21 protein-coding genes and 2 pseudogenes are annotated in these 20941 nt (G+C 71.9%); 11 read left to right on the top strand and 12 right to left on the bottom strand.

What is annotated here, in order from left to right; genetic code table 11:
* The first annotated feature begins 51 nt into the window (after positions 1-51).
* The 4 genes from KGS77_RS03810 (at position 52) to KGS77_RS03795 (ending at position 3472) form a co-directional block, all read left to right on the top strand.
* The gene (locus KGS77_RS03810) at positions 52-966 is read left to right on the top strand and encodes a sugar ABC transporter permease (RefSeq protein WP_242578677.1); all 915 of its coding nucleotides are present in this window, start codon (positions 52-54) and stop codon (positions 964-966) included.
* Complete coding sequence (locus KGS77_RS03805; protein WP_242578676.1) at positions 963-1886, top strand: carbohydrate ABC transporter permease; 924 nt, start codon at positions 963-965, stop codon at positions 1884-1886. The genes KGS77_RS03810 and KGS77_RS03805 overlap by 4 nt, the downstream gene beginning before the upstream one ends.
* 150 nt (positions 1887-2036) lie before the next feature.
* Complete coding sequence (locus tag KGS77_RS03800; protein ID WP_242578675.1) at positions 2037-2330, top strand: hypothetical protein; 294 nt, start codon at positions 2037-2039, stop codon at positions 2328-2330.
* Between the two features lie 107 nt (positions 2331-2437).
* Positions 2438-3472, top strand: coding sequence for an NUDIX hydrolase (locus KGS77_RS03795; protein WP_242578674.1), 1035 nt, complete (start codon positions 2438-2440; stop codon positions 3470-3472).
* Between the two features lie 133 nt (positions 3473-3605).
* On the opposite strand, the gene KGS77_RS03790 is transcribed toward KGS77_RS03795, so the two are convergent.
* Positions 3606-4967 carry a dipeptidase gene (locus KGS77_RS03790; protein WP_242578673.1) on the bottom strand — a complete coding sequence of 454 codons (1362 nt, stop codon included), beginning with the start codon at positions 4965-4967 and terminating at the stop codon, positions 3606-3608.
* Between the two features lie 377 nt (positions 4968-5344).
* On the opposite strand from KGS77_RS03790, the gene KGS77_RS03785 reads away from it, so the two are divergent.
* The gene (locus KGS77_RS03785; protein ID WP_242587278.1) at positions 5345-6514 is read left to right on the top strand and encodes a geranylgeranyl reductase family protein; all 1170 of its coding nucleotides are present in this window, start codon (positions 5345-5347) and stop codon (positions 6512-6514) included.
* Between the two features lie 206 nt (positions 6515-6720).
* Here the strand turns inward: KGS77_RS03785 and KGS77_RS03780 are convergent, their stop codons facing one another.
* Positions 6721-7170, bottom strand: coding sequence for a nitroreductase family deazaflavin-dependent oxidoreductase (locus KGS77_RS03780; protein WP_242578672.1), 450 nt, complete (start codon positions 7168-7170; stop codon positions 6721-6723).
* Between the two features lie 248 nt (positions 7171-7418).
* Between KGS77_RS03780 and KGS77_RS03775 the strand changes: the two genes are divergently transcribed.
* The 3 genes from KGS77_RS03775 (at position 7419) to KGS77_RS03765 (ending at position 10575) form a co-directional block, all read left to right on the top strand.
* Positions 7419-8135 carry a TetR/AcrR family transcriptional regulator gene (locus KGS77_RS03775; RefSeq protein WP_242578671.1) on the top strand — a complete coding sequence of 239 codons (717 nt, stop codon included), beginning with the start codon at positions 7419-7421 and terminating at the stop codon, positions 8133-8135.
* 179 nt (positions 8136-8314) lie between these two features.
* Entirely contained in the window at positions 8315-9904 is a 1590-nt protein-coding gene (locus KGS77_RS03770; RefSeq protein ID WP_242578670.1) for a sensor histidine kinase, read from the top strand.
* Positions 9901-10575 carry a response regulator transcription factor gene (locus KGS77_RS03765; RefSeq protein ID WP_242578669.1) on the top strand — a complete coding sequence of 225 codons (675 nt, stop codon included), beginning with the start codon at positions 9901-9903 and terminating at the stop codon, positions 10573-10575. Before KGS77_RS03770 ends, KGS77_RS03765 begins: the two co-directional genes overlap by 4 nt.
* Here KGS77_RS03765 and KGS77_RS34865 read toward each other — a convergent pair.
* The 3 genes from KGS77_RS34865 to KGS77_RS03750 all read right to left on the bottom strand — a co-directional run bounded on the left by KGS77_RS34865 (position 10536) and on the right by KGS77_RS03750 (position 11971).
* Positions 10536-10622, bottom strand: a complete 87-nt coding sequence (locus KGS77_RS34865; RefSeq protein ID WP_347404576.1) for a hypothetical protein — start codon at positions 10620-10622, stop codon at positions 10536-10538. The genes KGS77_RS03765 and KGS77_RS34865 overlap by 40 nt on opposite strands.
* Before the next feature lie 109 nt (positions 10623-10731).
* Positions 10732-11589: a maleylpyruvate isomerase family mycothiol-dependent enzyme gene (locus KGS77_RS03755; protein WP_242578668.1), complete on the bottom strand. Its 858-nt coding sequence runs from the start codon at positions 11587-11589 to the stop codon at positions 10732-10734.
* Positions 11576-11971, bottom strand: coding sequence for a hypothetical protein (locus KGS77_RS03750; protein WP_242578667.1), 396 nt, complete (start codon positions 11969-11971; stop codon positions 11576-11578). Before KGS77_RS03750 ends, KGS77_RS03755 begins: the two co-directional genes overlap by 14 nt.
* Before the next feature lie 489 nt (positions 11972-12460).
* Between KGS77_RS03750 and KGS77_RS03745 the strand changes: the two are divergent.
* Positions 12461-13680 (top strand): annotated as a pseudogene (locus KGS77_RS03745) (ROK family protein).
* 88 nt (positions 13681-13768) lie between these two features.
* Here the strand turns inward: KGS77_RS03745 and KGS77_RS03740 are convergent.
* From KGS77_RS03740 to KGS77_RS03725, 4 genes are all read right to left on the bottom strand, one after another.
* On the bottom strand, positions 13769-14806 hold the full coding sequence (locus KGS77_RS03740) for a phosphotriesterase (protein ID WP_242578666.1): 1038 nt from the start codon (positions 14804-14806) through the stop codon (positions 13769-13771).
* Positions 14803-15387, bottom strand: a complete 585-nt coding sequence (locus KGS77_RS03735; RefSeq protein WP_242578665.1) for a DUF4865 family protein — start codon at positions 15385-15387, stop codon at positions 14803-14805. The genes KGS77_RS03740 and KGS77_RS03735 overlap by 4 nt, the downstream gene beginning before the upstream one ends.
* A gap of 117 nt (positions 15388-15504) precedes the next feature.
* Complete coding sequence (locus tag KGS77_RS03730; RefSeq protein WP_242578664.1) at positions 15505-15900, bottom strand: cupin domain-containing protein; 396 nt, start codon at positions 15898-15900, stop codon at positions 15505-15507.
* Positions 15901-16012: 112 nt separating this feature from the next.
* Positions 16013-16579 (bottom strand): TetR/AcrR family transcriptional regulator, encoded by a 567-nt coding sequence (locus KGS77_RS03725; protein WP_242578663.1) that lies wholly within the window; start codon positions 16577-16579, stop codon positions 16013-16015.
* 255 nt (positions 16580-16834) lie between these two features.
* Here KGS77_RS03725 and KGS77_RS03720 point away from each other — a divergent pair, with 255 nt between their 5' ends.
* Positions 16835-17137 carry an SHOCT domain-containing protein gene (locus KGS77_RS03720; RefSeq protein ID WP_242578662.1) on the top strand — a complete coding sequence of 101 codons (303 nt, stop codon included), beginning with the start codon at positions 16835-16837 and terminating at the stop codon, positions 17135-17137.
* Between the two features lie 770 nt (positions 17138-17907).
* Here KGS77_RS03720 and KGS77_RS03715 read toward each other — a convergent pair.
* Together KGS77_RS03715 and KGS77_RS03710 are read right to left on the bottom strand one after the other, a co-directional pair.
* Positions 17908-18306, bottom strand: a pseudogene (locus KGS77_RS03715) (ATP-binding protein); the annotation flags it as partial.
* Positions 18307-18479: 173 nt separating this feature from the next.
* Positions 18480-18767, bottom strand: a complete 288-nt coding sequence (locus KGS77_RS03710; protein ID WP_242578661.1) for a hypothetical protein — start codon at positions 18765-18767, stop codon at positions 18480-18482.
* A 305-nt stretch (positions 18768-19072) separates the two neighbouring features.
* On the opposite strand from KGS77_RS03710, the gene KGS77_RS03705 reads away from it, so the two are divergent.
* Positions 19073-20170 (top strand): PLP-dependent cysteine synthase family protein, encoded by a 1098-nt coding sequence (locus KGS77_RS03705; protein WP_242578660.1) that lies wholly within the window; start codon positions 19073-19075, stop codon positions 20168-20170.
* 129 nt (positions 20171-20299) lie between these two features.
* Here KGS77_RS03705 and KGS77_RS03700 read toward each other — a convergent pair whose 3' ends face one another.
* Positions 20300-20773 (bottom strand): SRPBCC family protein, encoded by a 474-nt coding sequence (locus KGS77_RS03700; protein WP_242578659.1) that lies wholly within the window; start codon positions 20771-20773, stop codon positions 20300-20302.
* Between the last annotated feature and the right edge of the window lie 168 nt (positions 20774-20941).

Below are 20941 nucleotides of genomic sequence, written 5' to 3'. Positions count from 1 at the left end.
GAAGCAGTGCCGAACACCGCAGTACCGAAGACCGCAGTTGGCAGAACCGCAGTGCCCACACCCCTCGCGCGGCGTGCCCGGCGGCGCGGCCCGCGGCGCCACACCCGCCGCGATCTGGCCGTCCTCGGCGTACTGCTGGGCATACCGATCCTGCTCGACCTGGCCCTGATCTGGGGGCCGACACTCGCCTCCATCGGCCTGTCCTTCACCACCTGGGACGGCATCGGCGACATCCAATGGGCCGGGGGAAAGAATTACGAGAACCTCTTCACGAACTATCCGCAATTCTGGCCGGCGGTCCGGCACAACCTGCTGTGGCTGGCCTTCCTCGGACTGATCGCCACTCCTTTCGGGCTGCTGCTCGCCGTTCTCATCGACCGGGGCGTCCGCTTCAGCCGTTTCTATCAGTCCACGCTGTACATGCCGGTGGTGCTCTCCCTCGCCGTCGTCGGCTTCATCGCCCAGCTCATCCTTTCCCGGGACCAGGGCGCGCTCAATGCCGTACTGGCGGACAAGCGGAATCCCACCGACTGGCTCGGTGATCCGGACCTCAATATATGGATGGTTCTGCTGGCCGCCTGCTGGCGCCACACCGGCTATGTGATGATTCTTTACCTGGCCGGCCTGAAATCCGTCGATCCCACCCTCAAAGAAGCCGCGGCCATCGACGGCGCGAACGAGCGGCAGACCTTCTTCCGCGTGGTGCTGCCGACCCTGCGCCCGGTGAACATCATCGTCGGCGTCATCACCGTCATCGAATCGCTGCGCGCCTTCGACATCGTCTACGCCATCAACAAGGGCCGCAACGGTCTCGAACTGCTGTCCGTCCTGGTGACCGACAACATCATCGGTGAAGCGGCCCGCATCGGCTTCGGATCGGCCATCGCCGTCGTACTGCTCCTGGTCTCCCTGGGCTTCATCGTGACCTACCTCGTCCAGGAACTCAGAGGGGAAGAGAAACGATGACCCTGCCCGCCGGTATCGTCCTGCCCCCCGCGCAGCGGCGGGAGCGCCCCGTACGGCCCGTCGGGGCCCGCCGCCGCGGCCGGTTCGGCACACAGGCGTTCCTGCTCGTCGTCTCGCTGGCCTTCCTCGCGCCCCTCCTGCTCGCGGTGTACGCCTCGCTGCGCCCGTACCAGGAGACCTCCGAATACGGCTATTTCTCCCTCCCGCGCCACCTCTCCTTCGCCTACTACAAACAGGCTCTCCTCGATTCCGGGATGAGCAGGTACTTCCTGAACTCGCTCCTCATCGCCGTCCCCGGCGTGCTCGTCACGCTCTTCCTGGCGTCGTTCGTGGCTTTCGCCGTCGCCCGGCTGCGGCTGCGCGGTGCGATGGTCCTGCTCATGGTCTTCACGGCGGGGAACCTGCTGCCCCAGCAGGTCATCGTCACCCCGCTGTACGTGCTGTTCAACAAGGTCCCGCTGCCGTACTGGATGTCCGACTCCATGACGCTCTACGACTCCCTGTGGGCCGTCATCGCCGTACAGATCGCCTTCCAGCTCGGATTCTGCGTCTTCGTCCTGGCGAACTTCATGCGCACCCTCCCGAGGGAAATCCTCGAAGCAGCCATCGTCGACGGCGCGGGCGTATGGACCCAGTACTGGCGCGTCACCCTGCCGCTGTGCCGGCCGGCCCTCGCCGCTCTGGGCACCTTGCAATTCACCTGGATGTACAACGATTTCCTGTGGGGCCTGGTCTTCATCTCCGACGGTGACAAACTCCCGGTCACCTCCGCGCTGAACAATCTGCGGGGCCAGTTCTTCACCGACTACAACCTGCTGGCGGCCGGCTCGGTCCTGGTCGCCCTCCCCACCATCCTGGTGTTCCTGCTCCTGCAACGGCACTTCATCGCCGGTCTGACGCTGGGCGCCGGCAAGGGCTGAGGCACGGCCGGGGAAGTGCGCATCTTCCGCGTTCGGCGGCTCACCTTTCCGGCGCACGAGGAATTGCGTGCGCGCGGGCTTGTCGGCGGACCCGCACGGGGCCACTCTCCGGATACATCTCCTACGGGCCCTACGGGGAAGGGAGTTCCCGTGACGAACGCACAGATGTGGGCGCTGATCCTGGGCTTCGCCTCGCCGATGCTCATCGCCATCGTCAATCAGCCACAGTGGAGCCGGGCGGTGAGAACCGGTGTGCAGGTGGTGATTTCGGTGCTGGTGGGGCTGGGGAGCGCCTACTTCGCCGGGGATTTCGCGGGTAAGGATGTGGTGACCGGCATCCTCGTGGCGGCCGTCGCCGCCATCAGCGCGTACAAAGGCGTTTTCAAACCTTCCGGGATCGCGCCGAAGGTGGAAAAGGCGACGTCCCCGGCCCCGCGCGGCTAGGCGCTCCCCCAGTACCGGCCGTTCCGGAATCCCCGGCCCCGGCCCCGGGCGTTTCCGTGGCAGGGTGTTGCGGGCAACTCACTGGGGTCTAGGGACGAGGGGGAAACGTGATCGTCTGGCTGAACGGCGCGTTCGGTGCGGGCAAGACCACTACGGCCCGGCAACTGCTGGACCTGCTTCCCGGCAGTACGCTCTACGACCCCGGACTGCTCGGCGGCGGACTGCGGCACATGCTGCCCGCCAGGCGCCTGGGGGAGGTCGAGGACTACCAGGACCTGCCGTCCTGGCGCCGGCTCGTGGTGGACACCGCCCTGGCCCTGCTGACCGAGGTGCCGGGCCCGCTGATCACGCCGATGACGCTGCTGCGGCAGGAGTACCGCGACGAGATCTTCGGCGGCCTCGCGGCTCGCCGTATCCCCGTACGCCATATGGTGCTGCACACGGAGGAAACGATCCTCCGGGAGCGCATAGCCGGACGCGAGGAGATCCCCGGGGACGTGGAGGGCAGCGAGTCGGTGCGCTCGTGGTGCCTGGAGCAGCTCGGGCCGTACCAGAGCGCGCTGGACTGGATCAAACAGGACGCGTACATCATCGACACCACACGGCTGACGCCCCGTCAGGCCGCCGAGCGGGTCGCCGAGGCCGTCCGGAACGGGGCCGGGGCCTGCGACATCGTCCAGACCCCGGAGCCGACCGCCGAGACGCTGGCCGCCGGGGTGCTGCTCTTCGACGAGGAGGACCGGGTGCTCCTGGTCGATCCGACGTACAAGCCGGGCTGGGAGTTCCCGGGCGGCATCGTGGAGCCGGGCGAGCCGCCCGCCCGCGCCGGCCTGCGCGAGGTGGCCGAGGAACTGGGCATACGCCTCCAGAGCGCGCCCAAACTGCTGGTACTGGACTGGGAACCGCCCAAGCCCCCCGCCTTCGGCGGGCTGCGGCTGCTCTTCGACGGCGGACGGCTGCCCGGCGAGCAGATACGGGACCTGCTGTTGCCCTGCTCCGAACTGCGCGGCTGGCGCTTCGTCACCGAGAGCGAGGCACGCACGATGCTGCCGCCGGTGCGCTGGAACCGGCTGCGCTGGGCCCTGCGCGCACGCCGGCAGGGATGCCCGGTCAACCTGGAGGCGGGCGTCCCTGTGGGGTGAGACGGCGCAGTGAACGCCGGGCGGGCGCCGGCGGCCGGCGGCGGGGACCGCGCGGGCCCGGTCGCCGGGCCGGCTCCGGCCCCGGAGCCGGCCCGGCCTTTGGGCGCTCGGCGCCCGGATCCCGGGCGTCCGGTCAGCTCCTGGTGGCCGCGTACCGCTGGAGGAAGAGCGCCTCGGCCAGCGAGAGCCGCCGCAGTTCCTCCGGCGAGACGCTCTCGTTGACCGCGTGGATCTGCGCCAGCGGCTCGCTCAGCCCGATGAGCAGTATCTCTGCCTGCGGGTAGAGCGCCGCCAGCGTGTTGCACAGCGGGATCGAGCCGCCCTCCCCGGACGTCTGCATCTCCGCGCCGTCGTACGCCTCACGCATGGCCGACGCCATCGACGCGTACGCCGGACTGCCGGTGTCCGCCCGGAACGGCTGGCCCTCCCCGATCTGCTCCACCTGCACCCGCGCGCCCCACGGAGCGGCGTTCTCCAGATGCGCGGTGAGCAGCTTGGTCGCCTCGGTGGCGTCCGTGCCCGGCGGCACCCGCAGGCTCACCAGCGCCCCGGCACCCGCCTGCACCGACGGGGTGGCGCCGACCACCGGCGGGCAGTCGATGCCCAGGACCGTGACGGCGGGCCGGGCCCAGAGGCGGTCGGCGATCGTACCGGTGCCCACCAGACCGACGCCGTCGAGCACCTTGGCGTCCTTGCGGAAGTCCTCCTCCGGGTACTGCAGACCCTCCCACTCCGCGTCCGCCGGCAGGCCCGCCACGGTCGTGGAGCCGTCCTCGGCGCGCAGCGAGTTCAGCATGCGGATCAGCGCCGCGAGCGCGTCGGGGGCCGCGCCGCCGAACTGCCCGGAGTGCAGATTGCCCTCCAGGGTGTCCACCCGGACCTTGACCAGCGTCATGCCGCGCAGCGTCGCCGTCACCGTCGGCACGCCCAGCCGGAAGTTGCCGGTGTCACCGATGACGATCGCGTCGGCGGCCAGCAGACCGGGGTGTTCCTCGGCGTACCGCTCCAGGCCGCCGGTGCCCTGCTCCTCCGAGCCCTCCACGATCACCTTGACGCCGACCGGGACGCCGCCGTTCTCCTTCAGCGCGCGCAGCGCCGTCAGGTGCATGATCAGACCGCCCTTGCAGTCCGCGGCGCCACGGCCGTACCAGCGTCCGTCGCGCTCGGTCAGCTCGAAGGGCGGCGAGATCCAGGCGTCCTCGTCCAGCGGCGGCTGCACGTCGTAGTGCGCGTACAACAGGACCGTCGGAGCGCCTTCCGGGCCGGGAAGATAGCCATAGACGGACTGGGTGCCGTCCGGGGTGTCCAGCAGTGCCACGTCCTGGAAGCCCTCGGCCCGCAGCACGTCGGCGACCCACCGGGCGGCCCCCTCGCACTCGCTCTTGGGGTACTGCGCGGGGTCGGCGACGGACTTGAAGGCCACCAGCTCGGCCAGTTCGGCCTTGGCCCGGGACTGAAGCGAGGCTACGGATTGCGCGAGCGGGCTGTCAGGCATGGAACGCTCCTTGTGGGCGCGGCGTTGTACTCCCGGAAAGTCCGGCGCGGGACCGGCGGACGATCCGTACGTACGGGCGAATGTGCCCCCGATCTTCCCACACAAAGGCGCGCCGGACGGGGCGCCGTAGGATGCGGGCGGTACGCGCAGCACGGCATCGAACGGGAGCAGCAGCACAGGTGAGCAGCGAGAGCGCAGCCGGGGACAACGCAGCCGGGGACAACAGCGAGCGCGCCGCGCAGGACGGCGGCGCGAACGCGGCGGGGGAGCGCGCGACCGACGGGAGCCCGGCCGATGGCCGCGCGGCTGATGACCGCGCGGCCGCTGCCGGCGCGGCGGAGGAGGGCGGCGACGGCGGGGACGGGGACAGACGGCCGGTGTGGGACGTCGTGGTCGTGGGCGCGGGGCCCGCGGGAGCGTCGGCCGCGTACGCCGCTGCCTGCACGGGCCGCCGGGTGCTGCTGCTGGAGAAAGCCGAACTGCCCCGCTACAAGACCTGCGGCGGCGGCATCATCGGCCCCTCGCGCGACTCGCTGCCGCCCGGCTTCGAACTGCCGCTGCGCGACCGGGTGCACGCGGTCACCTTCTCGTTGAACGGCCGGCTCACCCGTACCCGCCGCTCCAAGAACATGCTCTTCGGCCTCATCAACCGCCCCGAGTTCGACGCCGGGCTGGTGGAGGTGGCACGCGAGGCGGGCGCCGAGATCCGCACGGGCGTCACGGTCTCACGCGTCGAGCAGCACGGACCCGAGGTCCCCGACCGGCGGACCGTCGCCGTGGTGCTGAACGACGGAGAGACCGTGCTGGCGCGCGCGGTGGTCGGCGCGGACGGCAGCGCCAGCCGCATAGGCGCGCACGTCGGTGTGCAGCTCGAACAGGTCGACCTGGGCCTGGAGGCGGAGATCCCGGTGCCCGCCACCGTCGCCGAGGACTGGAAGGGCCGGGTACTCATCGACTGGGGCCCGCTGCCCGGCAGCTACGGATGGGTCTTCCCCAAGGGCGACACGCTCACCGTCGGAGTGATCTCCGCCCGTGGCGACGGCGGGGCCACCAAGCGCTACCTGGACGACTTCATCGGACGACTCGGACTCGCCGGCTTCGAGCCCAGCGTCTCCTCCGGACACCTGACGCGCTGCCGCGCCGACAACTCGCCGCTCTCCCGCGGCCGGGTGCTGGTGTGCGGGGACGCGGCGGGGCTGCTGGAGCCGTGGACCCGCGAGGGCATCTCCTTCGCGCTGCGCTCCGGGCGGCTCGCGGGGGAGTGGGCGGTACGGGTCGCCGAGGCCCACGACGCGGTGGACGCCCGGCGCCAGGCCCTGAACTACGCCTTCGCCATCAAGGCCGGACTGGGTGTGGAGATGGGCGTGGGCCGCCGTATGCTCGCGGTCTTCTCCCGCCGCCCCGGCCTGCTGCACACCGCGATCACCGGCTTCCGCCCCGCCTGGCACGCCTTCGCGCGCATCACCCGGGGCACCACCACGCTGGCGGAGATCGTCCGTACCCACCCGGCGGCGCGCCGCGCACTGAGCGCTCTGGACCGCCCCTGAGCGATCCCCGTACGTATATACGCGGTACGTGCGGGTATACGAACGTACATACGTGTGTGCGTATATACGTTGTACGCGTATGTGCCGGTGGGCCGCGCGCCCAGCAGCACGTACGCGTCGGGATGACGGGCCGGCGGCGGACAGGTCGGCCCGTCATCGGTGGGTGGGGCGGGCCGTGGTCCGGACAGCACGGGTGATCGGCGAACTCAGGCCGTGGTCGTCGCGGTGATGCGGAAAACGGGGTGCTGGGGCGCCGCCGCGAGGAGTTCCTCGTCACTGGACCTGGCATCGACCTCACCGAAGAAGGACTTCACCTCCCAGCCCCAGCGCTCCAGGTACGAACGCAGGATCGGCGCCGTGTCGGCCGGGGGCAGTTCGACGGCGGTGAACGGCTGGCTACGGCGCCCGACACGCAGCTCGCCGCCGCCCGCCGCGCGCATGTTGCGTACCCATTCGGAGTCGCCGCGCGCGGAAACCAGATAGCGCCCCCCTTCGAAGGTCATGGGGTTGACCGGGACGCGGCGCCACTCACCGCTCTTGCGCCCGCGCACCGCCAGATCCGCCGCACCGGCCAGGCTGATGCCGCGCCGGGCCAGCCAGCCGATGACGCCGTTGAGACGGGCCGCCAGGCGGCCGGGCTTGATGTAGTGCGGCATATGAGGTCCTCCGTAGGGATGAAACGAGTTCTGCGGTCGTAGCGGTGAGCGAGTCCGAGAGCAGGAGCACTGCTCTTTTTTGAGATCACTGATCTGTTTAGAGAGCACCGCTCTCGCTTGCTGGTGAGCAGTGTGCACGAGAGCGGTGCACCGCGCAAGAGCACTGCTCTCTTTCGAGAGCAGTGCTCTCGTTCCTGATCGGTGCTCTCGTTTTTGGGCAGTGCTCAGGGACTGGCACACTGCTCTCCATGACTGCGATCCCAGGAGCCAGGGCGCGGGCTCGTGGCGAAGTCGCCATCGCCATCAAGGACGAGGCCCGTCGGCAGCTCGCCTCCGAGGGGGCGGCGAAGCTGTCGCTGCGCGCCGTCGCCCGAGAGCTGGGCATGGTCTCTTCCGCGCTCTACCGCTACTTCCCCAGCCGTGACGAACTGCTCACGGCCTTGATCATCGATGCGTACAACGCGGTCGGGGAGGCGGCGGAGCGGGCCGGAGCGACCGTCGTGCTTCCCACGGTGGTGCGTGCCCGGCCCATGGCCCGGTGGACCGCCATCTGCCAAGGCGTACGGAGTTGGGCGCTGGCCCATCCCCATGAGTACGCCCTGATCTACGGCTCACCCGTGCCCGGCTACAGCGCGCCCCGGTCCACCACGCAGCCGGCCGCCCGCGTCGGCCTGGCGCTCATCGCGGTGGTACATGAGACATACGCCGCCGGCCGGCTGAAAGAGCCCGCCGATCCGCTGCCCGATGTGGTCATCGGTGAGGCGCTGGCGCTGGCGGCCGAACTCGGGGTCGAGCTGCCCGGCGCCGTCGTGGCGCGGCTCATCGGGGCCTGGGCCCAGCTCTTCGGGCTGGTGAGCTTCGAACTTTTCGGGCAGTTCCACGGAGTCGTCGGCGCGCGTGCGGAGTTCTTCGAGCAGGCCGCCGAGGAACTGGGCCGGAGCGTGGGCCTGCCGACTCCCCGCTGATCCGCGGGCTTTCGCCCTGCGCCCCGCAGCCCGTACTCCCTGTACTCCCCGTGCGCCGCGGCTTCCCCCGCTGCCCGTACTCCCCGTGGTGCCCCTACTCCCCGTACTCCTCGGGGAGTACGGCTGACCGCTGTGCGCGGGCGATGCCGTTCGGCCGGGGGCCGGTTTAGCGTGACGGCATGGACGATGGCGATGGAGGGCCGGCGACGGCCCGGCGCCGTATCGGCCGCCGCCCGTGGTGGTGTGTGGCGGCCGAAGGCGACCAGGGGCTGACGGCGGCCGGGGCCGAGACCGGGGCCAAGGCCGGGGGTACGGCGGCGTGGTCGTGGCCCGGTGGCGGGCGGTCGGCGGGCTGGTGGGGTGGCGGGCTGCCGTGGCGTTCGACGGTGGCGCTGACCGCTTTCATGGTGATCGGCTCGCGGTTCGCCGCCAGGAACCAGCCGGACCGGGTGCCACTGGACCACTTCGGTTATCTGCTGCTGTTCGCCGGCGCCGTCCTGCTGCTGGTACGTCACCGCCTCCCGCGCACGGCCGTCGTGGGTGCCGCGCTGATCATTCTGCTCCACCTCGGTGCCGGATTCCCGTACGGGCCCGTTCTCGTGCTGCTGCCGATGGGCTGCTTCGCCGCCGTCATCGCCGGTCACCGCGGGGTCGCCTGGGCCTCGATGGGCGCGGTCTGGCTCGGCCACGTCCTGATCGGCCACTGGCTCTACGCATGGCTGCCGCCGTCGTCGGACGGGCCAGCCCCTTGGCGGGAGGAACTGCTCACCATCGCATGGACGGTGGCGATCGTGGCCGTATCGGAGCTGGCGCGGAACCGGCGTGAGCAGTTCGCCAGGGCGCGCGCCGAGCGTACGGCCGCCGCGCGGCGCCGCGCGGACGAGGAACGGCTGCGCATCGCCCGGGAGTTGCACGATGTGCTCGCGCACAGCATCTCCGTCATCAACGTGCAGGCCGGGGTCGGTCTCGCCCTGCTGGACGCCGACCCCGAACAGGCGCGGAAGGCGCTGACCACGATCAAGGCCGCCAGCAAGGAGGCGCTCGGCGAGGTCCGACAGGTCCTGGACACGCTGCGCGCGCCTGGTGGCCGTGCGCCCCGTTCCCCGGAACCGGGCCTGGACCGGCTGCCGGAACTCATCGAACAGGCCGGCGGTGCCGGGCTGACCGTGGCGGTCACGACGCGCGGCAGACGGGCCGGTCTGCCGCCCGGCGCCGATCTCGCAGCCTTCCGCATCGTGCAGGAGGCACTGACGAACATCGTCCGGCACTCCGGTTCCCGTACCGCGCGCGTACGGCTTTCGTACGGCCCGCGGAGCCTGGAGATCCAGGTGGACGACGACGGACCGGCCACCGCGGCGGACGGCGGGGCGGCCGGCAGGACGGACGGCGGGGCGGGTGGCGAGCGAGCCGGTGGCGGCAACGGCCTGATCGGCATGCGGGAGCGCGCCGCGGCCCTCGGCGGCACCGTGACCGCGGGCCCGCGGCCGGACGGCGGCTTCACCGTACGGGCGCGCATCCCGGTGAACTCCGCTGTCCCCGAGACCACCGCTGTCCCCGAGACCACCGCTGTCCCCATGCCCTCCACCGGCCCCATGAACTGCGGCACCCCCGTGGAATCCACCCCGCTTCAGGCGGCACCGCAGGCCGCGAGCGGCCCCCCGGACGGCCCGGGCAGGGCGGCGGACCCAGTGGCGGACAGGGCAGCGAAAGCGGTGACGGACAGGGCGGCGGATACGGTGGACCGGACGGCCACCGAGGAGAAGATGTGATCCGCGTACTGCTCGCCGACGACCAACTGCTGGTCCGCGCGGGCTTCCGGGCGCTGCTGGACGCCCAGCCCGACATCGAGGTGACCGGTGAGGCCGCCGACGGCGAACAGGCGCTGGCCGCCGTACGTGCCACACGTCCGGACGTCGTCCTGATGGATATCCGGATGCCGGTCCTGGACGGCCTGACCGCCACCCGCCGGATCACCGAGGACCCCGCCCTGTCGCAGGTCAAGGTCGTGATGCTGACGACCTTCGAACTGGACGAGTACGTCTTCGAGGCGCTGCGCGCGGGCGCGTCCGGCTTCCTCGTCAAGCACACCGAGCCCGCCGAACTCCTGCGCGCGGTGCGGGTCGTGGTCGACGGTGACGCCCTGCTCTCGCCCGGCGTCACCCGCCGTCTGATCGCCGAGTTCGCCGCCCGGTCCAAGGAGCCGGCGGCGTCCGGCGCGCTGACGTCACCGGACGTGCTGACCGACCGCGAGCGGGAGGTGCTCACGCTCGTCGGCATCGGGCTGTCCAACGAGGAGATCGCCCGCCGGCTGGTGGTCAGCCCGCTGACCGCCAAGACTCATGTGAGCCGGGCCATGGTCAAGCTCGGCGCCCGGGACCGCGCCCAACTCGTCGTGCTGGCTTACGAGTCGGGGCTGGTGCGGCCGGGCTGGCTCGGGTGAGACAGGACCTGGCGGCCCTTCGCCCAGCGGCGCGGTACGGTCACCACGCGCCACAGGAAGACCAGGAACGCCAGGAACGTGCTCCCCGCCACCAGGGCGCAACAGGACACCGTCCTTCTGCGGGAGGGAAGGGTGATGGTGGCCAGTGGTCCGGAATCAGATGGCGGAGTGGTCCTGCCACAGCCGGGCCGGTTCCATGTCACCGATCACCCGCACCGCGTCCAGGGGCAGACGGTTCCACAGGAACAGGTACAGCTCGGCCGCCGTCCCCTGGATCACACAGCTCACGTCGTTCGCGCCGTTCCCGCCCTTCTCATCCTCTGCGCCACTGCCCCCGCTCCTGCCGCTCGCACGGCTGTTGGCGCCGTTCGGCTCGTCCGTACCCTTCTTGAACGCCGCCTCCACGGCCGCACCCGATATCCGCTCCGTACGCGGCGGGGCCGACGACAGATGTACGGACCAGGCCGCACCGGGCACGTCCGTGGCCCGTATCTGCACGGTCGTCGGCCTCTCCGTACGCACCCGGCTCCTCTCCTGGGAGTGGAAGCCCAGCAGGATCTCCTCGATGCCGTCGACGGCGAAGCCGGGCCGCGGGGGAGTGGCGGGCACGCCCAGCGCCCCTTCGGCGTCCACCCGGTGCACCGCCGTCTCGTGTGCCTGCCGCCGCGCCCAGAAGGCCAGCGGTGAGGTGGCGGGCATGAACGTCCAGCACGTCATGTCCGGGGCGGCCGAGCGCAGCGTCTCGACGAGGGCACGGTGCCCGTCCTGCAGCCACGGCACCAGGTCCTCGTCCGCCAGCTCCGGCGCGGCTGCCGAGAACCGTACGGGCTCCGTCCGTGCCCGGGCCACCAGGTCGGCGGCCCAGCGATGCACCTGTCCCATGTGCAGCACCAGATCCCGCACCCGCCACTCGGGACAGCTCGGCACCGGGGCATCCGGCCCGGCCTTCTCGGCGGCGTCGGCGAGGAGCAGGCCGTCCCGCTCAAGCGTCTGGACGTAATCAGAGGTCTCCATGCCGCCGAGTGTGCCAGCCCCCACTGACATCGCCGCCCGCGGCGGCCGAACGCGCGCTCGTCCGGCTCCGCACGGCGCGGCGGGCCAGGCCCAGCAGCAGCGCGTTGACCAGGGCGGCAAGGATCAGAGTCACTGTCAGGTACCAGCCGGGAGCGCCGGAACCGCCCCAGAGCGCGCCGCCCGCGAGCCACAGGGGGAAGACCGTGGGCGCGGTCAGCAGGGCCGCCCAGATACCGGAGAACGACGCGTCCTGGTGTGAGACGAACAGTGTGTCCACCGCGGCGAAGGCCAGCGCCGCGGCGACGAGACCGAGGTAGGCCAAGGAGACCGGGTTGCCGAACGTCAGGCGCATGAGGGCGTGCAGGCGATGGGTGGTGTGCATCCGGTCCTCGATTCCCGCCGGTGGTCGGACGTCCGCCCGAGCGGGGCCGCACTCCGCAGGGGACGGCGCACGCGGCCGGGGTCCGGCCCGATATGATCCGCCACCGGCCGCGTTCATCAGGACGCCTACCCGGCGATCGCGCGGCAACTCCCGGCCGTACGGCGTTCGTCCGGCGGGAGGGGCGGGCCCGACCTCGGTCCGTACGGACTGTGTGGCGCGTAGGAGCCTTACCGTACGTACGGCATGTACGGACCGTACGAACTCATGGGGCCCCGGCCGTCCGTACGCCGGTAGCGGTACCCGCAGCCCGGTCGGTGCGCGCCGGCTTCCGCCCGAACGCCGGCTTCCGCCTGAACGCCGGTTTCCGTATGCCGGTTTCCGCGCCACGGCTCCCGCGCAGCGGCCTTCCGCACGGCCACCACGGGCCCGCCGCCCCCGAAATAGCCGTACCTATTTTGTTCAGCGCCGATACAAAGCAAGAATAGGGGCGTGACCCAGACTCGGACAACCAGGTTGGAGCGGGGCCGCAGTGCCCTCGGACCCGCACTGGAGCTCGTACACACCGGCCGCGCGCCCACCCGTGCCGTGCTCACCGCCGAACTCGGCGTGACCCGCGCGACCGCCGGCGCGGTGGCCGCCGAACTGGAGGCACTCGGCCTGATCACCGTCGATTCCCGGCCGACCGCCTCCGCGGGCTCCCAAGGACGCCCCTCGCACCGCCTGTCCCTCAACGAGGAGGGCCCGGTCGTCCTGGCCGTCCAGATCCACGCCGACGGCTACCGCGTGGCGCTGGCCGGCCTCGGCGGTCGCATCGTGGCGACCGTCAGCGGCTGCGACACCATCCCCGCCGACCCGGCCGACGTCCTGGCCGAGGCGGTCGCGGCAGGGGCCGGGCTGCTGCGCGAGACCGGCCGGCGCTGCCTGGGCGCCGGTCTGGCCGTACCCTCCGCCGTCGCCGAACCGGACGGCGAGGCACTCAACCCGCTGCACCTCGCCTGGCCGGCCGGCGCGCCCGTACGGCGGCTCTTCCTGCGGGAGCTGGCCGCGGCCGGCATTCCAGGAGTGACCCCCGCGATCGGCTTCTCCGGCAACGATGTCAACCTCGCGGCGCTTGCCGAGCATCGCCACGGCGCCGGCCGGGGCGCCCGCCACCTGCTGTGCATCGCCTCCGGCCACCGGGGGTGGGCGGCGCGCTGGTCCTGGACGGCCGTCTGCACAGCGGCAGTTCCGGCCTGGCCATGGAGGTCGGCCACCTCACCGTCAACCCCGAGGGCGCGCCCTGCCACTGCGGCAGCCGCGGCTGCCTGGACGTCGAGGCCGACCCGCTGGCCTTCCTCGGCGCCGCGGGCCGCGCGCCGGGCCCCGAGGGGTCGCTGCTCCAGCAGGCCGCCGACCTGCTCCGCGAGGAGTACACCGATCCTTCCGTACGGGCCGCGGCCGACCTGCTCATCGACCGGCTCGGCCTGGGCATCGCCGGTCTCGTCAACATCCTCAACCCCGACCGCGTCATCCTCGGGGGGCTGCACCGCGCACTGGTGGAGGCCGACCCGGAACGGCTGCGCGCGGTGGTCGCCGAGCGCAGCCTGTGGGGGCGCAGCGGAGGGGTGCCGGTCCTGCCGTGCGGCCTGGACCACAACTCCCTGGTGGGGGCGGCGGAGCTGGCCTGGCAGCCGGTGCTGGACGACCCGCTGGTGATCCTCGGAAGCTGACCTCCGACCGGCCCGGGGACGCGGCCGAGGAGACGTGCGGCCATCGGCCGGACCAGGGGCCCGCAGGGGCTGCCGGCCCGGCCGGAGGTCACTCCTCCCCGCCCGCCCCCGGCGGCCACTCCGCCGCGAACGCGCGCCCCGGATTGACGGTCAGCACCCGTTCCACCAGCGCGGGATCCAGAGTGAGGGAGAGCCGCCGGCGCAGCCGCCGGAGCAGATAGGGCATACCGGGCCCGCCGTTCACCGAGCGGGCACCGGCCGTCGTGGTGTCACCACCCAGCAGCAGCCGGTCCGCGTATCCCGCGTCGGCGAGCGCGGCCAGGGCGTCGGGCAGCCGCCAGTCCGTGGCGTGGTGGGACCGCGAAGGCCCGTCGAAGGCCAGGTACGCGCCAGTCCTGGCCACCTCTTGGTGAGCGGTCAGATCGGGTGAGCGGTTGAGATGCCCCAGGATCACCCGGTCCGGACGGACCCCCAGCTTGTCGCAGAGCAGCTCCAGTACGTCCGCCGCGCCCGTTCCCAGTTCCAGGTGGACGCCGATGGCGGCACCGGTCACGTGGTGCGCCTCGGCGGCTGCCGTCATGGTGTACCGGGCGTGTGCGTCCAGGCCGTGGAAGCCCCCGGCGACCTTGATCATTCCGGCGCGCGGCCCGGTGACTGCAAACTCCCCGGTGACTGCAACATCCCCGGTGGCTGCCGAGTCCGCGGTGACTCCGACGTTGCCGGGGGCTGCGGAACCTTCGTTGTTCCCGGTGCTCCCGATGCCCTGCGTCAACTCGGCGACGAACAGCGACGCCAGGTCCTCCCCTATGTCCTTCAGCAGCGCGGCGGGGTAGTGGACCGCTTGGTGCAGCCCGGTCGCGGCGACGACGTGGACGCCCGTCGCCCGGGAAAGCCGGGGCAGTTCGGCGGCGCGGCGCCCCATTCCGTACGGCGTCCACTGGACGACCGTGCCGCCGCCCGCTGCCCGGAAGGCACGCAGTTCGGCCTCCGCCGCACCGGCGTCGTCGAGTTCCTGGCCGGCCAGCACCGGGCTGCGCAGGAAGAGGTGGTCGTGCGCGTCGGTCACACCGAGCGCTTCGGGGGCGAGGTCGCCCAGAACCGTACGGACGGTGGCGGCCCGGCTCACCACTGCCTCCCGGTGGGAAGCCGGCCGGCACCCGGAGCGGACAGGTGGAGGACCTGGTAGCGCTCCCCGGCGGTCTCGGGTGCCGCGTCCTCCCAGAGGGTGAAGTGCAGCAGTTCCCAGTGACGGGCGTCGACGGCCAGGGCCGTGGAGTGCACGCCGTCCGTACGGGACAACTCCCGCTGCTCGGCCAGTGCGGCCTCGACGGCGGTGGCCGGATCGGTGCCCTCGGGGAGGGACAGCGCGCGGCGGGAGAACGCGCCGGGTGGCGCGCCGGCGGACGGGCCCTGCTCGTAGAAGAGCCCCTGCCAGTGCTGCACCACAGGGCGGCCGAAATCGCGGATGACGCCGCGGAATCCCTCGCCCATCAGGAAACGGTTCATGGCCTGCGGGTCGGCCCAGAGGTAGAAGGGGGCGTACTGGTTGACGGGCGAGCCGTCGGTGCCGCGTTCGCGGATGCCGTACGCCTTGAGCCCCAGCCCCTCGAAGCTGTCCAGGAGATGACCCTTGGACTTCACCCGGTGCCGGATGATCCCCATGTCGTAGTCGGCGGGGAGGGTGATCGCGTACTGCAAGGCATGCATGGAAGTGACTCCCGGAAGGGCGGTATGAGACACAACGGGAAAGCGGGAAGAACCACGTGCGGAGAGGAACTGGGGCGGGCGGTGTGAGGGCGGTGTGAGATAAGGCGAACGGGCCGGTCAGCCGGGGTACTCGTCGCCGCCGACCAGGGCGTCCCAGTCGGTTGTGGTGCCGTCGTCCGCGGCCTCGACCACCGCCAGGTGGGTCATGAACGTACGGGGCGCGGCGCCGTGCCAGTGCCATTCGCCGGGGGCAATCCAGACCGTGTCCCCGGCCCGGATCTCCTCGACCGGCCCGCCCCTGCGCTGCACCAGGCCGCTGCCCTCGGTGACGTGCAGCACCTGCCCGTGCGGATGGCGGTGCCAGGCGGTGCGCGCGCCGGGCGCGAAGTGGACGCTGAACATCCGCAGTCGGGACGGCGCGGGCGGGGCGGCCACCTCGTCGAGCCAGACCGTGCCGGTGAAGTGCTCGGCGGGGCCGGCTTGGGTGGCTGGGCGGTTTCGGGTGATGTCCACGGAGTTCTCGAATTCCTTCCGTACGAGGGTGGTTTGCGGGCGGGGCGCGGGCGGGGCGCGAACGGCGCCTGGAGGGGGCGCGTACGAGGCGCGAGCGGCGTGCGGGCGGGCGTCAGTCCGTGCGGCGCGCGGCGAGCAGGGACAGGACACCGCGTACGGCGGTGTCGAAGGGGGCGGGCGTTTCCGCCGCGCGGGCCAGGACGTAACCGCCCTGCACGGTGGCGACCACGGCCGCGGCGGTCGCCTCGGGGTCCAGGCCGGCGTCGAACTCGCCGCGCTCCCGGCCTTCGGCGAGGATGTCGCCGATCCGGCCGCGCAGCCAGTCGAGGGTCTCGAACACCGGCTGCCGCAGCGCCGGGTCCGCGATGACGTCGGGATCCATCGTGAGCCGTCCGACAGGGCAGCCGCGCAGGACGTCGCGTTCGCGCAACAGGTAGGCGCGCACCCGCTCGTACGCGCCCCCGTCACCGGACAGCGACGCCTCGGCCGTGGCCCGCATGCTCAGGGCGGTGCGCTTGATGGCGGCCAGCGCGAGGTCGGACTTGCCCGTGAAGTGGTGGTACATGCTGCCCTGGCCGGCGTTGGCCCGCTGGAGGATCGCCTTGGGGCTGGTGCCCACGTATCCGCGTTCCCACAGGAGTTCCCGGGTGCTCTCGATGAGCCGTTCCGCAGTGGTCATGCCGGGATCGTACATACCAGTAGTTACAAAGATCAAGAGCCGGGCGGAGCAGCCGTCCGCGCAGCGTCTGCTCCTGCCGCGGTAGGGGCGGAGCAGCCGGCCGTACGACGACCGACGGCCACCGGGGGACCAGGCTCGGAAGGCACCGGGCGAGGGCATCGCCGCACCGGTCCGATGCCAGGCCCATGCCTGCCCGGTGCCTGACCGACGCCGGTCCGATCGCGGAACCGTGTCCCACAGAGGAGCTGAAGACACATGAACGCCCTGGCACTTCCCTGGTACGACGCCGGTCCCGGACCGTGGGTCCTGCTCTTCCCGCTGTTCTGGGCCGCTGTCGCCATCGCCGCCGGCACGGTCCTGCGCCGCACCGTGTGGCGCCGCCGCGCCCCCTGGCAGCGAATCGACGGTCCCAAGGACGCCGGGTACGGGGACCGGTCGCCCATCGCCGTACTCGGCCGCCGCTTCGCCGCGGGTGAGCTGGACGAGGACGAATACTGGCGGCGGCTGTCCGTACTGGAGGAACAGTTCGGCGCCGGCGCGAAAGGCAGCGTGCGATGAAGGGCACCGGCGCGCACTCCGCTCCAGCGCCCCTCGGCTCGGAGTCCACGCTCCCCGATACCAGGCGCGACCCCGGTACCTGGCGGCGATTGCCGCCGCCGAGTAGTCGTGCCCCAGGAGCCGGGCACCGCGCGCCATGTACGGTCCTGCGCCGGGCCGCGAACTCAGCCGACCCCCGCGCCCCGCTTTCGGGGCCGGGGGTCGGTGGGTACCCGGGGCCGGGAGTCGGTCGGCGCGTGGAGATGCGGTTCGGCCGGCACATGGCGGTACGGGTCGGCCGGCGGGCGCCCGGCCCCGGCGGGTGCGCACGCGGCCTCGGCGGACGTGCGTGGGGCTTCGGCAGAGGTACGGGGAGCTTCGGTGGACGTACGGGCAGCCTCGGCGGATGTACGTACCGCTTCGGCGAGCACGGGGGTGCGGACGGGCCGCCCGGAAGCCACGGGGGTGCGGGCGGACCCGGAAGCCACGGAGGGACGGACCGGCTCGGAAACCACGGAGGTGCGGACGGGATCGGAAGCCGCGGAGGTACGCAGGGCCTTGGCCGTCGCGCGGACGGAGCCCCCCGAGGAGGGCACGGGATCGTCCGGCGTACGGGCGGGGCCGCCTAACGTACGGGCGGAGTCGCCTAACGTACGGAAGGGGTCGGACACCGCGCGGACCGGTCCGGCCGGCCGGCCGCCGGCGTCGGCCGCCGCACGGGCCGGCTCCAGCGCCGCGGTGTCCCATTCGGCACCGCTCCGGCCGCCGGCCGCCCCCGAGGGTTCTTCGGGGGCGAGGGAGAGCGCCGGAAGGGTGAACCACACGACCTTGCCGGTGCCGTCCGGCCGTACGCCCCAGCTCTCGCTGAGCGCGGCGATCAAGGACAGCCCGCGACCGCTGGTGTCCAGGGCCTCGGCCCCGTTCACCCGGGGCAGCCGTGGGTCCAGGTCGCGCACCGACACCGTCAACTGGTCCAGGAGGACGCGCAGTTCGACCGTGCACTGCTTGCTCGGCCCGGCGTGCTGGTGAACGTTGGCGAGCAGTTCGGTGACGCCGAGCGCCGCCGAGTCGATCAAGGCGTCGAGACGCCAGTAACGCAACTGCGCCGATACGATTCTGCGCACCTGGCCGATCCGGGCCGGCAGGGCCTGGAGCTCGACCGTGCAGTGTCTGCTGGGCTGCCTGATCACGACCGCGACTCCCTGATGAGGTCGGGCGCCCTCGTCCGTGTCGGGGGCGAAGATCGGATCCAGCGATGCCGCCTTGCTCCACCGTGTCACCGCTGGTGAACCCTCAGTGATACGAGTCCAGGGTCATCCCACGAGCGCGCTCCCGCAACCGCACCGCCACCCGCGGGAGCTTCTCAGGCCCGTGCGGAGCGGGCTGCTTCCACGGCGTTCAGGAAACGGTCCGGCGCCCCCAGCGTCAGCGAGTATCGACGGCCGTTCATGGTCGCCAGAGCCCGTTCGTGCCCCGCGAAGAGCGGTTTGTGGGCCTGGACCGACTGCACCGGAGCGCTGTCGATCTCCTTGCCGTAACTCGTCAGCAACTCCACCCTGCCGTCGCGGATCACCACTTGACCCGCCCGGGTCAGTGACCGCGGCCATCTCTCTATGCGCACGCCTGTCGCATTGAATTCGGGCTCCGCCATGGTGCACCGCCTCCTCGACGCAGCGGGCGAGTTGCCGCCACCGCCCCCTGGTGGGCAGTCTGCCCGGGTGTGGGCTCGTGCACCAGTACCCATTGGCCAAAGCCTGGCCGAAGGACCGCCGTCCAGGGAGCGCTTGGGGTTCCCCAAAGGGTTGTTTATGCAGGTGAGAAGCGTGCGGTGGGTGGTTATAGTCGGAATCGGCCCGGCGGTCCGCGCGGGTTCCGTACGACTTGCAGGAGCGCGCCGTGATTCCCGTGGAGCAACGAGAGACCCGGTCAGGGCCGGTGGGCGCGGCCGGAGCCGCCATGCCGACCGTGGACGTGGACCGCAGTGACCCGGATTACCGCCGGTGGCTCAAAGAAGCCGTCCGCAAGGTGCAGGCCGACGCCAACCGCACGGCCGACACCCATCTGCTGCGCTTCCCCCTTCCGGAGGAGTGGGGCATCGACCTGTACCTGAAGGACGAGTCGACCCACCCCACGGGCAGCCTCAAGCACCGCCTGGCGCGTTCCTTGTTCCTGTACGGGCTGTGCAACGGCTGGATCCGGCCCCACAAGCCCGTCATCGAGTCCTCCAGCGGCTCCACCGCCGTCTCCGAGGCGTACTTCGCCAAGCTGATCGGCGTGCCGTTCATCGCGGTCATGCCGGCCACCACCAGCCCGGAGAAGACCCGGCTCATCGAGTTCCACGGCGGTACCTGTCACCTCGTGGACGATCCGAGGACCGTGTACGAGGTCTCCGCCCGTCTCGCCGCCGAGTCCGGTGGCCACTACATGGACCAGTTCACCTACGCCGAACGGGCCACGGACTGGCGCGGTAACAACAACATCGCCGAGTCGATCTACGAGCAGTTGCGGATGGAGCGCTATCCGGAGCCCGCCTGGATCGTGGCCACCGCGGGCACCGGCGGCACCTCCGCCACCATCGCCCGGTACGTGCACTACATGCAGTACGACACCCGGATCTGCGTCCCCGACCCGGAGAACTCCTGCTTCTTCGACGGCTGGCGCACCGGTGACGCCGGGACGGACTGCGAGACCGCCTCACGCATCGAGGGCATCGGCCGGCCGCGTATGGAGCCGAGCTTCGTCCCCGGGGCCATCGACCGGATGATGAAGGTGCCGGACGCCGCCAGTGTCGCGGCCGTGCGCGCCCTGGAGGCGGCCATCGGCCGCAAGGCGGGCGGTTCGACGGGCACCGGCCTGTGGAGCGCGCTGAAGATCGTCGCCGAGATGGTCGAGGCCGGCCGTACGGGCTCGGTCGTCACGCTGCTGTGCGACCCCGGCGACCGCTACCTGGACAAGTACTACTCGGACGCCTGGCTGGCCGAACAGGGCCTGGACATACGGCCGTACGCGGCGGCCATCGACGGGTTCCTGGCGACCGGCGTCTGGCCCGGCTGAAATGCTCGGCTGACACCACGCGCATCCGCCCCGCGCCGTACGGGAGCCGGCCGACGCCGGTTGCGGACAGCTAGGGCCCGCCCCCGGGCGGGAGCCGGCCGCAGGAAGGCCGTCAGGCGGTTCAGGCGTTCACACCGGCGCCAGGCGGCGGTCCAGGGCGCGCATCGAGGCCCGGAACGTCCGCCCCAGCGCGGGCCGGGCCAGCGTCACCGCGAAGCGGTACGCCCCCGGCCCGTCCGTCGCGAACATCCACCGTACGCGCGTACCGCCGCCGGCCGGGATGAGCCGCCAGTCCTCCATCAGGGCGTGCGGCCCGGGGACGCCGACCGCGTCGACCCGGTAGGTGTAGCGCCGGTCGCGCTCGGCCACCATCACGGTCTCCCGCAGGCGGGTGCCGCCCTTGAGCCGTACGTCACGCGCCGCGCCCCCGTCGGTCGCCACCGCACGGGAGACGCCCGTGAACCAATGGCTCCAGCCCGCCACGTCCTTTGCCAGCGCGACGTACATCTCCTCGGGGGAGGCGGCCACTTCGGCGGCGAACACCAGCCGCAGCGGCGCGCTGTCGAGGAAGTCCAGGTCGACCGGACGGAGTTGGCGCATCATGGGACGGGCACCCCTGCGGGAACGGCGAACGGTCCGGAGCACGGATGCCCGGCGGGCGACACCATAGCTGGCCCGCCCGCCGGGTGTCTGCGCCGCCCGGCCCGTACGGGGACCCGGACGTCCCGCCATCGGACGTCCCCGACACCGGACGCGCCACGGTCGGACGCC

This window comes from Streptomyces sp. MST-110588, assembly GCF_022695595.1.
Classification (GTDB): domain Bacteria; phylum Actinomycetota; class Actinomycetes; order Streptomycetales; family Streptomycetaceae; genus Streptomyces.
The sequence above is the reverse complement of the archived record's forward strand: the minus strand, read 5'-3'. Positions and strand labels throughout refer to the sequence as shown.